The sequence below is a fragment of the Bacteroides sp. genome (genome assembly GCF_052357945.1).
In the GTDB taxonomy this organism is placed as follows: Bacteria; Bacteroidota; Bacteroidia; order Bacteroidales; family Bacteroidaceae; genus Bacteroides.
Map to the genome: position 1 here is coordinate 1 of NZ_DAWCXD010000123.1, position 14,664 is coordinate 14,664.

7 protein-coding genes and 1 pseudogene are annotated in these 14,664 nt (G+C 38.8%); all 8 read left to right on the forward strand.

The window, feature by feature from the left end; translation table 11 throughout:
- Positions 1-183 precede the first annotated feature (183 nt).
- The 8 genes and pseudogenes from ACT8YW_RS17730 (at position 184) to ACT8YW_RS17765 (ending at position 14,524) form a co-directional block, all read left to right on the forward strand.
- A pseudogene (locus tag ACT8YW_RS17730) lies at positions 184-752 on the forward strand (RNA polymerase sigma-70 factor).
- Positions 753-840: 88 nt separating this feature from the next.
- Positions 841-2,025 (forward strand): FecR family protein, encoded by a 1,185-nt coding sequence (locus tag ACT8YW_RS17735; RefSeq protein ID WP_444106497.1) that lies wholly within the window; start codon positions 841-843, stop codon positions 2,023-2,025.
- A gap of 38 nt (positions 2,026-2,063) precedes the next feature.
- Complete coding sequence (locus tag ACT8YW_RS17740; protein WP_444106499.1) at positions 2,064-5,426, forward strand: SusC/RagA family TonB-linked outer membrane protein; 3,363 nt, start codon at positions 2,064-2,066, stop codon at positions 5,424-5,426.
- Between the two features lie 28 nt (positions 5,427-5,454).
- Positions 5,455-6,867, forward strand: a complete 1,413-nt coding sequence (locus tag ACT8YW_RS17745) for a RagB/SusD family nutrient uptake outer membrane protein (protein ID WP_444106501.1) — start codon at positions 5,455-5,457, stop codon at positions 6,865-6,867.
- 22 nt (positions 6,868-6,889) lie between these two features.
- Positions 6,890-7,579 carry a DUF4843 domain-containing protein gene (locus ACT8YW_RS17750; RefSeq protein WP_070099507.1) on the forward strand — a complete coding sequence of 230 codons (690 nt, stop codon included), beginning with the start codon at positions 6,890-6,892 and terminating at the stop codon, positions 7,577-7,579.
- A gap of 25 nt (positions 7,580-7,604) precedes the next feature.
- Positions 7,605-9,245: a PKD-like family lipoprotein gene (locus ACT8YW_RS17755; RefSeq protein WP_444106503.1), complete on the forward strand. Its 1,641-nt coding sequence runs from the start codon at positions 7,605-7,607 to the stop codon at positions 9,243-9,245.
- A gap of 78 nt (positions 9,246-9,323) precedes the next feature.
- Positions 9,324-11,909: a zinc-dependent metalloprotease gene (locus ACT8YW_RS17760; protein ID WP_444106505.1), complete on the forward strand. Its 2,586-nt coding sequence runs from the start codon at positions 9,324-9,326 to the stop codon at positions 11,907-11,909.
- Positions 11,910-11,917: 8 nt separating this feature from the next.
- Positions 11,918-14,524, forward strand: coding sequence for a zinc-dependent metalloprotease (locus ACT8YW_RS17765; RefSeq protein ID WP_444106507.1), 2,607 nt, complete (start codon positions 11,918-11,920; stop codon positions 14,522-14,524).
- Positions 14,525-14,664 lie beyond the last annotated feature (140 nt).

Sequence of the window (14,664 nt, forward strand, 5' to 3'; positions counted from 1 at the left end):
AGGTCGGAAAACGAAAGTAGGAAGAAAGCTTTCGTTTTCCTCCTACTCGATTTTTTAGTATCAGAGTTGTAACTTGTTATGTAAATCTTTATCAAATTCTTGCGATATGCTCTGAACGATTTTATAGTGTATTTAGTATGGAATATCGCTATTTAATTGTATTTTTGGCACAAAATGCCCAAAATGGATAGCAAAGAGATTTCCATAGAACAGATAAATAAACTGGATGCTACAGCTTTCCGTATGCTTTATAAGACTTATTATAAGGCATTAGTTTGTTATTCAATACGGATAACAGGGGAATCTGGAGCTGCAGAGGATATTGTACAAGAACTGTTTTCTACCATTTGGGAAAAGCAAATGTCATTTAAGTCATTGGTGTCATTTAAGGCCTATTTATATAATTCCGTCCGGAATGCTTCAATTATTATCTCAAGCATAAGGATGTTGAATTTGATTATTTGCAAAAGATTATCGAATCACATCAGGCATACAGAGTCGGAGATGAGGAAGAAGATGATTTCTTCACAGAGGAGATCTTTCGTCAACTTTTTATGACCATTGACTCTTTGCCGGAACGTTGCAAGCAAGTCTTTTTGTTGTATATGGAAGGTAAGAAGAATGAGGAAATAGCAGCCGCACTTTATGTTTCTCTCGAGACCGTTAAGACACAAAAGAAACGAGCAATGTCTTTTCTCAGGAAAAAATTAGGTTCATATCATTTTGCACTGCTTTTGTCTATTCTTCCATAAAAAAGATGTTTCCTGAAAAAAAATAGCTTTAACTTGTCCCTCATTTTATTTGTTTGGTCGTCTTTTATATAATAATGCAAAATATATAATGGAACGCAAAAGAAATATAAATTCTGTAATTCATGATCAGCTACTAGGACAGCTTTCAGAAGAAGAAAAGGAACGATTGCAGGCTTGGATTGAAAGTTCTTTAGAAAATAAAAAGAATTATGAATGTCTAATGCAAGATACTGAGTTGTCTGAAAGATATCGTCAGTTTGCAACAATAGACGAGGAACAGGCTTGGGAAATCTTTCAGGAGAAACATTTTCAAGTTCGTGGAATCTATCGCAGGATGCTTTGGAAATATGCTGCTATCCTTATGATACCTATAATTATTGGTGCTGCTATTTGGATGGGAATGTGGCGAAATGCCGATATCGGACCCGTAAGAGTACAGGACGATCAATTGGCAATGTTGCGGTCGGAAAAGATGGGAAAGCAGAAAGCTACTCTTGTATTGCCCGGTGGGCAGGAAGTTGAATTGAAATCGGTTACCAATCAATCATTGCAGGACTCGGCTATCTTGTCGGTGCCCTCTTCTAAAGTTGTGAAAGAAACGCAATCAGAAAATGAGGAAGTCTCTGTTACTGACAATAATAAATTAGTCACTTATGATGATAGTGAATTTTGGCTCACCTTTGAGGATGGAACAAAAGTTCATTTGAATTATAATACGACTTTAAAGTATCCGTCGCATTTTAGCGCAGTTAGCCGTACTGTTTATCTGGACGGAGAGGCTTATTTTCAAATAGCTAAAGATAATAAACGTCCGTTTCGGGTTATAACGGCAAATGGGATTGTCAAGCAATATGGTACCTCTTTTAATGTCAATACACATGTAGCCGGAGTCACGAAAGTGGTATTGGTGGAAGGATCTATCAGTGTTCTTTCTAATCAGGGAGATGAGCATAGGATACATCCGGGAGAATTGGCTGTACTAAATGAAGCAACACAGGAGGTTCAAATCAGTAAGGTAGATATAGAACCTTATGTTGCTTGGAATAGTGGACGTTTTGTATTTGATAATTGTTCTTTGGAAACCCTTATGGAGGTGATATCTCGTTGGTATAATAAGAAAGTTATGTTTGAAGATGAAGATATAAAGACAACACGTTTTACCGGTGACCTTGATCGTTACGGTTCCATAATTCCTATATTAAAAGCAATTCAAAGAGTTACTCATCTGAAAATGGATGTTGAAGGAGAAGCTATTATTATTAGAAGAGAATAAAACAATTATTAACCACATTTACTAAAAAGGAGGAGGTCATGCAAATAAAAAGGGCCAGAGAGCGTATTGTGATGTCTCTCTGTATTATTTTTCTGTTGTTCGCACCGATATCGGCAACAGCGCAGTCTAATTCAATGAAAGTATCCCTTGATTTAAAGTCTGCATCAGTTAAAGAGTTTTTTGATGCAGTGAAAGCTCAGACAGGTTTGAACTTTATTTATAACACTGAGCAAGTAAAGAGTATGTCTCGTATCACGATCCAAAGTAAGGGGCAACCTATCACTGAAGTTTTGGATAAAGTATTGGCTAATACAGGCTATACTTACGAGATTGAAGGCAATATTGTGACTATTGTATATCAACAGCCAAAAGAAAAAACTGTAACTGGAGTTGTAGTTGATGAAGGAGGAGGACCCTTGCCGGGTGCTCATGTCAAATTATTGAAAACAGAGCATTCTGCAGTAACAGATGTTGAAGGGAATTTCTCCATTACTTTATTGAATCAGACTAACCCTGTTTTGACAGTATCTTATTTAGGTATGACCACTCAAAATGTAAAAGTTACCAATGGGAAACCGTTACGAATAGTGATGAAGCCGGATGCAAAACAGCTGGATGAAGTGGTAGTGACCGGTTATGTGAAGATTAGCAAGAATAGTTTTACAGGTACTTCTGTAACAGTTTCGGCAGACCAACTGATGTCTGTGTCAAAAACGAATGTGCTGGGGGCTTTGCAGGTGTTTGACCCTTCTTTCCGCATTGCTGAAAACAATATGATGGGATCTAATCCGAATAGCGTACCGGAACTTTACATCCGTGGACGATCCGGTATCGGTACAACAGAATTGGATGCAGAAAGCCTTTCCAAATCTGCTTTGAAGAATAATCCTAATCTTCCGACCTTTATTATGGACGGATTTGAAATCAGTGTAGAGAAGCTGTATGATATGGATCCTAGCCGCATTGAAAGCATCACTATTTTGAAAGACGCTGCTGCTACAGCAATGTATGGTTCTCGTGCTGCAAATGGTGTCGTTATTATTACAACAGTGACTCCTAAGCCGGGTAAGATCAATGTCAGTTATAATTTTACAGGAACGTTAGAATACCCTGATTTAACGGATTATAACCTGATGAATGCTCGTGAGAAACTTCAAACAGAAGTTGCGGCCGGCTTGTTTAAAGCAGATCCGAAAGCAGATAATTATGTATCAGAACAAGCATCGTTAGATGAGATTTATAATAAGAAGTTGAATAATGTAGTACGGGGCGTTGATACGTATTGGCTATCAAAACCACTTCGTACAGTGTTTAATCATAAACACAGCATATATTTGGACGGTGGTACGGATGACCTGCGTTGGGGAGTTGATCTCTCTTATAATAAAGATGCCGGGATTATGAAAGAGTCGTTTCGTGACCGTATGGCTGGTGGGCTTTCGTTGTCTTATCGCTTGGGATCTTTCCAGTTGCGGAATAGCTTTTCTTATACATATACCAAATCGGCGGATTCTCCTTATGGCAGTTTCTCGGATTATACTTCTAAACTTCCATATGATGAATATCTGGATGAGAATGGCAGATATTTGGAAACGACTTATCCATGGAATGGAAGTGCCGGTAGTCCTAACCCATTGTATGAAGCTACGCTTGGTAACTATAGCCGTGATAAATCGTGGGAGTTGATTAATAATACCGAATTATTGTGGAATATTAATTCTTATTGGCTTTTGAAAGGTCAGTTCAGCGTTACCAAGTCGAACTCTGAAGCAAATGATTTTCTTGATCCGCGTTCGAAACAGAATGATGATATTTTAGGGCTTAATAACGTCATATCTGGTAAGTTGGATGTAGTGACTAATAATAGTCTAAGTTGGGATGCTACAATGACATTGTCATACAATCGTAGCATAAAAAAGCATAACTTGAACTTCTTAGTTGGTGTAAATGCTACTTCAAGTACAGGTACGGGACTTGCGATTGATTATCGCGGTTTCCCTTCCGGCAATCTTTCATCTCCGGGATATGCACATTCTATTTCCGGCAATCCTTCTGCTTCTGACTCAAAAAGTCGTTTGTTAGGTGGACTTGGAACGTTTAATTATTCGTATGATAATATTTATCTTGCCGATGTTTCCGTTCGTTTTGATGGGAATTCAGAGTTTGGTTCGGAGCAACGTTTTGCACCCTTCTTTTCGGGAGGTATTGGTCTGAATATACACAATTACGATTACTTTAAAGATTTGAAATGGTTGGATCGTTTGAAAATTCGTACAACTTATGGTGTGACAGGTAAGGTTGACTTTTCTCCTTATGAAGCTCAAACTATTTATCAGATTATTAATAATGAATGGTACAAGACTGGGATTGGCGCCCAATTGATGGCAATGGGAAATAAGAATCTCGGTTGGGAAAAAACTGGTAACTGGGATATAGGAGTTGATTTGGATATATTTAAAGGATTGCTTCAGATGGATTTCTCGTACTATCGCAAAAAGACTGTTGATTTGGTAAATAATGTGACATTACCTAGCTCTACAGGCTTTACCACCTATAAAGATAATATTGGTGAAGTAATGAATAAAGGGTTCGAGATTCAGTTAAGAAGTAATGTTTTTCAGAATGAAGATTGGTTAGTGGCCGTATTCGCTAATTTAGCTCATAATAAGAATGAGATTCTGAAAATATCAGATAGTCTGAAAGATTACAATAATAAAGTCCTTGCAAAATATGACGATTATGATGAGGCGTGGAACAGAACAGACGAAAAGTATTCGGAAACTTATCTGCAATATGTGGAAGGTGGATCTCTGACTTCTATTTTTGGAGTTCGTTCTTTAGGTATTAATCCTGCTGATGGACGTGAAATTTTTATTAAACGAGATGGTTCTCTTACCTATGATTGGAGTGCGGCAGACCAAGTTGTGATAGGAAATGAAGAGCCGAAAGCTCAAGGGACATTTGGATTGAATCTCCGTTGGAAGAATTTCACACTTTTTTCTAGTTTCATGTATGAGTTTGGAGGACAACGTTATAACTCTACTTTGGTAAGTAAAGTCGAAAACGCACGTGTTTCTTCACAAAATGTAGATCGTCGTGTGCTAACCGATCGTTGGCAGCATGTTGGTGATCGTACTCCTTATGGAAAGTTACAGACGGATCTGATTGCAACAACACGTCCTACCAGTCGTTTTTTGCAAGATTATAATGTGTTGACATTTAACTCTCTGACAGTTGGATATGATTTTAATTCGTCAGTTTTAAAGAAATATCATTTGGGAATGTTACGTTTGGAGCTATCGGGGAATGATTTGTTCCGTACTTCTACGGTGCGTGCTGAACGTGGCTTGGATTACCCTTATTCTCGTTCTTTTTCTGTATCGGTAAAGATGAGTTTATAATCAAGTGTAAAGTTAGAAATAAATTAAGATGATAACAAGAAAAAATACAATACTTTCATTTCTTACCATGTTGCTTATGAGTAGTTGCAGCTGGTTGGATGTGGCGCCAAGCAATGAAGTCAATGAGGATGACCTTGATCTTCGTAATGCGTTGAATGGCATTTATTTGAAGTTGGGTGCAACGGCTCTTTATGGCTCTAATTTAAGTTATGGATTTATAGAAGTTCTTGGACACCAGTATTTGCCGGAGTATATGGAGACAACTTCTACTTACTATAAGGCTTCTGAATTTAAGTATGATGATGCGGATGTAAAATCTGTAATATCTAATTTGTGGTCAAACGGATATAACGGTATTGCCAGCTGTAATCATTTGATTCAGATGGCTAGTGAAGCTGGACCTGCTGATTTTCAAGAATTGGAAATGGAGAAAAATTTGATTCACGGTGAGGCTTTGGCATTGCGGGCGTTATTTCATTTTGATATTCTACGTACGTTTGCTCCTTCTATGGAAGCGGATGACGGCAAGGCGTATATGCCGTATGTGGATTTATATCCGGTGATTAGTACTACGTATTATCCGAATGTCGAGATACTGAAAAAGATAGAAAACGATTTAATAAAAGCACGTGATTTAGTGGCAACGTGCGATGTAAAAGAGCATCCGGAATGGATGGAGACACAATGCCGTATGTTTGCAAAAGGAATAAATTCTGAGCTTCCTAAAGATGTATTTTTTGCTTATCGAGGGTATCGCATGAATTACTATGCTATTACTGCTTTATTGGCACGGGTATATATGTGGGAAAAAGAATATAAGAAGGCCTACGATATGGCAATGGAAGTAATTGAGGCGAAAATAGATGACTCTAAGTTTTTTGGATTTGTAGAACATACGAGTTTGAAAGAGGATATGAAAGATAGCGAAAGTATTTTGTTTACTCTTTCTCGTATTACATTGGAAGAAGAATATCGTCCTTATACAGATACAAATAGTAAAACACGGTTTTGGTTTAATAAGACGGATATTTTTGAAGATTCACAGGAAGATAAACGTGCTTCGTCTGCAATGGTAGAAGCTGCGGGGGATGTGTATTATTCCAAGAAGTATCTGATTGCAGAAGGAACAAATGATTATGATATGATTCCTATTTTACGATTGAGCGAAATGTATTATATTATAGCAGAATATGCGGCACGTACTAATGATTTTACGACTGCTGCAAATGCATTGGAAACGGTTTGTTCGGCTCGGGGGATGATTTCAAAAACGTTTAATTTTGTATCATTGGAGAATTTTCTTGATGAATTGGTGAAAGAAGTACGTAAGGAGCTGATTGGTGAGGGGCAACTTTATTTTCTATATAAACGTCTCGACAGAAAATCGTTTGCAGATGATGTGAAATTTGTTTTTGATCGCCCGGAAAATGAAGACATTTAACGTAAATAAAACGTATATACATATGAAACAGTATATTTTGTTATCTCTTTTTGCATTGCTATTCTTTTCTTGTGCAGAGGATAAAATAGAAGCATATAGCGGTAAGCAGTATTTGTATTTTAGTGAATTGATGGAAGCTGAGGAGAATAAGGAGGCGGTAGAGGTCTCTTTTAATAATTATCCTCTTGACGATGAGTTGTCCGTAGAGCTTTCTTTAGGATTAGTTGGTGATCCTTTTGCTGTTCCTACTCCTTACAAGGTGAGTGTTGTTGCCGATAAGACAACTGCATTGGCTGAGAATTATGAGTTGCCGGCTAATCCAATGTTTAAGCCTAATGTAGCGGAGGATGTATTTCTTCTGAAATTGATAAAAACACAACATTTGAAGGAGGATGTGACTTTGATGTTGAAGATAGAGCCTAATGAATATATTGCAGGTAGTGTTAAGCAATATGAAACCATCAAGATTGTATTTAACGCTGTAGAAAGTAAACCGTTATGGTGGAATAAAACTGTAGAGAGAAACTATTTAGGGACTTATAGCTTGGAGAAATATAAAGCATTGGTGCAATATGGAGGTGAAGAAGCTGCGGATTTTGGTAATCTGAATACTGCACAAAAACGTTTGTGTGCTTTACGTTTGAAGCAGGCTATTGTGGATTATGATTTGCGGGAGAAAGACGGGAAGCCAATGACTGTACCAGTTAATTAATTTGAGGACAATATAATATATGAAAATGAAATATATTCTAGCGATATTAGTGTTTGTAGTCGGATTATTGTCTTCTTGTTATGAAGATAAAGGAAATTACGACTATCAGATAATGAATGATATAACAATAACATTGCCATTGCCGGATGGCAATGATGTATTCGTATTGGGAGATGAAATAAATATCCAGCCTGAATTGACATTCTCTCAGGGGGTGGAATCTGAATCTCTTACTTATTCATGGACTTTTGATGGTACGGAGATTTCTACAGAACCAGTTTTGAAATGGATAGTCGATAAAGAGGGCCAGTATAAAGATTTGCGTTTGGCAATTAAAGATCAAGATACCGGGATCACTTATTATGGAACAACAATGATTTCAATTACTTCTGTTTACGTCAATGACGGTTGGGTGGTATTATCTGAAAAAGACGGAAAAACGATGTTGTCTTATTTGCGGTCGACAACCAAGGAGGTGGAAGAGGATGGAAACAAGAAGAATGTTTATGATTGTGCTGTAACCAAAGATGTTTACGCTTTATCTAATGGTGGAGAGATGTTGGGAAGCACGCCTGTTTCTATTAATCAGCATTTTGTGACTCAGTGGGGAGGACAGGATGAAACTAGTTGGCTTTGGCTCGTTCAAAAAGGTGGTCAGGGGTGTGTTGACATTTCCGGAAGTACCTATCACACTGAAGGCCGATTAGCTGATATGTTTATAAATGGTGGTTATCCCGAAGGATTTGAACCGCAACAAGTATATGATCTTTATTTGCTTTCTATGGCAGTTGGTACAGATGGTCGAATTTATACACGTGTGAAAGAATCTTATGAATTATTCAATACTAGTCAGTTCTTGAATGATCAGGTGCTTTCTTATAATGGAAATCCGATTGACGGAACAATGATTGTATTTGAACCGAGTTTTATGGATCAGTATGGTGTTTTGCTGTATGATAAGAACTCTAAACGTTATTTGCAGGTTTGTGATTATGATTCTTATACGGGTGCAGTGTATTCAGGTAGAGTAACAGCACCTGTCGTGCAAAATGAAGAGATTTATGAAGCGCATCCGAATTGGGCACGCATTGATGATATGGCTGGCTATAAGGTACATCATGTGGGTGTATATGCATATCAAGAGTATGGTAGTAATGTTGACGGTGGTTACAAAGCTGTAATTGAAAAAGAAAGCACAGGAGAATTATATATTCAAGACTTTAGAATTAGTAATTATGGAAAAGCAGCGACGGTAGTTTCCCAGAATGAAGTGAGTGAATTAAAGGGAATTATTGGAAACGGAGCTAAAAATTTGTATTCTCTTTGTTTTTATCAAGAAGAAGGGAAACCTTATTTGTTGATTAGTCGGGATAATGTTCTCTATCTCTATAAGTTTGATGGTGATATGGGTAAGCGTTTGATTAAACTGCATACATTTACCCACAATATTACAACTATTACTACTGGTGGAGGTTCTTATGAGCAATATGCCGGAGTAGGGACAGAAGATGGGGAATTTTACGTTCTCAATCTATATAAGGATGTAATAGAAGAGGTCATAAAGACTGGTGATAGTGAAAAGAAGATCGCATTCAAAGAAAGAGATTTTGGAAATATTGTTCAAGTTATTTATAAGCTCAAGACTGTTCGCGGTGGTTCTTGGTAAGTATTGATTTATTAAATATATAAAATTTAAATGCGGAGAAAAATTTATTTACTTCTTTTAGTTGTATTATGCGGGGCTATGATTAATCCCGCTATAGCTAAGAAGAAAAGCAAAAAGAAAGCTTCTACAGAAGCTACGACAAAAAAGAAAGAGAAAAAAGAAACCAAGTATGATAAGCTGTTTAAAGACAAAAAGGTCACGACGGCAAAAGGTTTCATTACTCTTCACCAATTTGACAACAAAGTATATTTTGAGTTGCCGCTCAAAGTGCTCAACCGGGATATTCTGTTGGGGTCTACAATTGCGGAGACTACGGACAATCAGTTTGGATGTGTAGGTGAGAAGTCTGGCGATCCTTTCCTGATTCGTTTTGTACAACGTGATTCGACGATTACATTGCGTCGTGTACAAGCTGGACAGTTCTCGGATGATCGGGAGATTAAAAAGCGTTTACAGAGTAGTACGATGCCGGCTATTGCAGAGACTTTCGAAATAAAGGCTTATAATAATGACAGCACTGCCGTTGTGTTTGATATGACCGGATACTTGTTGAGTGACCAGAAGATGCTTTCTCCTTTCTCTCCTTATTCTCTGATAGAAATGATGGGAGGAAGTATTGATAAGAATTTTGAAAAAGAAAGCTCTTTTATACAAGGTATTAAAGGTTTTGAAGACAATATCAGTGTCCGTTCCTTGCTGACTTATAAAGTAAGTGTAGGGGCTAAAGGAAGTTATGCAATAAAGAATATGCCTTTCTCGGCTGTGATGAACCGTAGCTTTATCTTATTGCCGGAAAAGCCGATGCGTCATCGTTATGCCGATCCGCGTATTGGTATTTTCGAACACTCTGTTGTTGAGTTTGCTTCCGAAGGACGCGGATTGCGTACCCGCCATATCGCTCATCGTTGGAATCTGGAACCGTCGGATTCTGCCGCATATCTGCGTGGAGAATTGGTAGAACCAAAGAAGCCTATTATTTTCTATATTGATGATGCCTTTCCTTTAAGCTGGAACAAATACATTCATAAAGGTGTTGAGGTATGGCAGAAAGCATTTGAGAAGATTGGTTTCAAGAATGCAATTATGGCAAAGGATTTTCCTAAAGACGATCCGGACTTTGACCCGGAAAATATAAAATATTCTTGTATCCGTTATGCTCCTTCTACAGTGGCGAATGCGATGGGACCTTCGTGGATCGATCCTCGTTCGGGAGAAATCATCAATGCTTCGGTGACAGTATATCACAATATCGTACAACTCGTACAATATTGGCGTTTCCTGCAAACAGCACCGGCAGATAAGGATGTCCGGGATGTTGTGTTGCGTGAAGACTTGTTGGGAGATTGTATTGCTTATGTGCTTTCCCATGAAGTGGGACATACCTTATCTCTGATGCATAATATGGCCGGGTCTTCTTCTATTCCTGTAGAATTGCTGCGTGATCCGAAATTTACTCAAGAATACGGAACGACCTATTCTATCATGGATTATGCCCGAAACAACTATATAGCACAGCCGGGTGATAAGGAAAAAGGAGTACGTATGACGCCTCCTGAACTTGGTGTCTATGATTATTATGCAATCTCTTGGTTGTATAAGCCGATATTTGAAGCAAAAACGCCTGAAGAAGAAATTCCTATATTAGACAAATGGATCAGTGAGAAATCGGATGATCCTAAGTATCGTTATGGTAAGCAGCAGTTCAAACGTCGCTTCGATCCGAGTTCCGTAGAAGAAGATTTGGGAGATGATCCTGTGAAGGCTTCAGAGTATGGACGTCGTAATCTGCAATATATCCTGAAACATATCAATGAATGGGTGGCAGACAAAGACAAGGATTTTGAATTCCGTAGTGCTTTGTATGATGAGGTCGTCTATGGATATGTTCGTTATTTGAGCTTTGTGTTGGCTGATATCGGAGGTATATATTTGAATGAACGGTATGATGGAGATCAGCGTCCGAGTTATAAGACAGTATCAAAAGAGCAACAAAAGAAAGCATTGAATTTCTTGTTGAATGAACTGAAAGATCTTTCTTGGTTGGATGCACGCGAAACATTGAAGGAATTTCCTATTCGTACTTCTGTCGCTATGCAGATGGAGAATGCGATTATTGATGGTATTCTATCCCGTTGTGGTGCTGTTTCTATTTGTTCGGACAAGGCGACATCGGCTCCTTATACTCAAAAAGAATATCTGGCAGATATCGAACGTTTTGTATGGGCATCAACGCGCGCGGGAAAAACACTAACGGATACGGAGATGCGTCTGCAGATGAATTATTTGACAAAATTGATAGAAGGATCTGTAACTGGGATTGCTAAAAATGCGACTCGTAAAGGTATTACGGACATGTATGGTATTATTGAGATTCCTGAATGGCTGAAGGCTGCTTCGCGTGAGCGTTTTGGTATCATCTCGGAAGAATTTATGGGATGTTTCAATAATAAACATGCCGAGATGCAGGCAGCCCGTTTGGAAGAAATTAGCGGTTTTGAAGATGATGTTGATTTAAAGGCTCCGTTGGAACCGATGGAACACGTTTATTTCGGTGAACTGAAGAAAATCCGTAGTCTGGTTGCATCAAGCGCTTCTACCGGTTCCGCTGATACGCAACGTCATTATCGTTTATTGTTGTACAAAATTGATCAGGCATTAAAATGATAGGAAGTATGAGAAATAGATATAGTAAGATACTTTGTTTATTGCTTCTTTTTATGTGTTGCCTGCCACAAGAGGGGAATGCGATTTGGCCTTTTAAAAAGAAGAAAAAAGAGGAAAAGAAAGAAGTACTAACACCTTATCAGAAGCTTTTCAAGGACAAGAAAGTACAGACAGCTCATGGGCTGATGACTATTCATAAGGTGGAAGATAAAGTGTATGTCGAGTTTCCAGTTGCTATGTTAGGACGGGAACTGCTGTTGACTTCCTCTATAGAAAATACGAGTGACGGTGGGGAAGGTGCACCGGGACAGTTGGGAGGAACAGACGTACGTTTGCGTTTTGAGATGATTGATTCTACAATCGTGGCACGTATGCCTTTGTTGAGCAAACCTGTCAATACGAGTAGTGACTCTGATATTGCCCGTGCACTGAATAATTCACATAATCCGGGTATCTTCAAGAGTTTTAAGGTGTTGGCATGTACACCGGATAGTTCGGCTCTTGTAGTGAATATGAAAAGCTTATTCTTGGAAGGTTCAGCTTTTACTAAACCTTTCCCATCGACTTCAGCTAACGGCTATTATGGTTTTGTATCTCGCGACCACTCATTAGAATCTGATAAATCGTCTATTTTGGGCGTTTCTGCTTCTGGAAATCAAGTCACAGTTCGTGAAGAATTGGTATATAAGGTGAATCATACTTTGATGGGAGCTTATAGTATGTATGAGAATGTTCCGTTGACGGCTGTGGTAAATAAGATGTTGTGTGTTTTGCCGGAAGAGCCAATGACTCCCCGTCTGGCAGATTCACGTCTTGGATTGACTACACAGTTGAAAAGTGATTTTGCCGGGGCCGGGCAAGAGGTGAAGAATATACGTTATGCAAAGCGTTGGCGGATTGAACCTTCGGATTCAGCTGCTTACCGTCGGGGTGAACTGGTGGAACCGAAGAAGCAATTAGTATTCTATATTGATAGCTTGTTACCTATTAAATGGCATTCTTATGTTAAAGCCGGAGCAGAATCCTGGAATAAAGCTTTTGAAAAGATTGGTTTTAAGAATGTGATTTGTGTGAAGGAGTTTCCCAAGAATGATACTTTGTTTAACGCCCATAGTTTGGATTGCATGACTATCCGTTATTCTGCTTCATGGATGAATACAGCACAAACAACCCTTCATTCTGATGCTCGTACCGGTGAGATCTTGAATGCTTCTATTTTGATTAATGCAAACTTGATTAGTGTACAGTATGTAGACCGTATTGCGGCAACTGTAGCAATAGATCCTCGTGTCCGTACTACTATTTTCCCGCAGGAAGTGCAAGGTGAGTTGATGCAGGCTGCTATTGCTCAGGCAGTAGGAACGGGACTGGGACTTGCAGCAAACTGGGGAGCTTCTGTTGCTTATCCGGTAGACTCTTTGCGTTCTGCCAGATTTACGCAAGAGTATGGTCTGGCTTCTTCTGTAATGGGAGGGGTCGTGATTAATGATGTAGCTACGGCAGATGATGTCCGGAGAGGAGTGCGCTTGGTTAATACGGAGCCCGGACCGTATGATGAGCTGGCTATTAAATATCTGTATCAACCTGTTTACGCTTCTTCATTGCAAGAAGAGAAAGCGATGCTGGATAGCTGGATTCGTCAACACACAGGAGACCCTCGTTATGCTTATATACGCAGTCAGCCCCGTTTCGATTCAGATCCGCGTAATAGTCGTGGCGGTTTGGGAGACGATCATTTGAAATCATTTGATTATATGCTTCCTAATATCCGTACAGGTTGTGAAAATTATTATACTTGGTTTTCTAAAGGAGACAAGGATATGACAATGCGTAAGAGGGTATACTCAGCACTTTGCGATCGCCTGAATAGCCGTGTATATGCGGTTCTTTCCTATATTGGAGGTATCTATTTGAACGATATTCGTGAAAAAGATGTGATTCCAAGTTTTTCGATGGTAGATCGTGAGAAACAAAAAGCTGCATTGAACAGGATTTTGAGCTTGGCCAAGGACCTGGACTGGATGGAGAATACCGCTCGTGCTACAGATTTCACGATTGCTGATAAGAAAACCGATATGATGCGTTTGGATATTTTCAAGAATATCTTTAATCGTCTGCCTTATATTGAAGTGTGTACGGAACGTTTCCCGGAAACAGCTTATACGGCTTCCGAATATTTGGATAATATTTACAATGTTGTGTGGGAAGGAACTCTGAAGCACCGTCTGTTGGATAATGTTGAGAAAGCTCTTCAGACTGCTTTTCTGGAAAGTATTATTGCCACCTCTACGGTGACTGCACCTATTGGTAGCTTTAAGGCTTCAAAGACGTCGTTTGCTGATATCTGGAAATCGGAAATTAGTCTGACAGCTTCACGTGCAGGAGAGAATGTAGAACATTATTTGCGTTCTTTGCAGGCTCCTGAAGAAATAAGTGGTTTCTCCTCTGTTCCGCCTATTTATACGAATCAGACCAAAGTTGCTGCATATTATTTCGATCTGTTGATGCGTACGAAAGATATGTTAGAAAAGAGTATTTCAGCTATGCCTGAAGCTGATCGTTCACATTATGAGCTTTTGATATATCGTATAAATAAAGCGGTAGAGATAAAATAGTAAATTTTTCTCTCTTAAATAAATTAGTGTTAGCATTACGTTGCTAATGAAAACGCCTCATCGTAGTGATTATGATGAGGCGTCTTCGTGTTCGCCCGACATGGGCATAGTCTAACGGGTGCAAGTCCCTAACGCAGCTT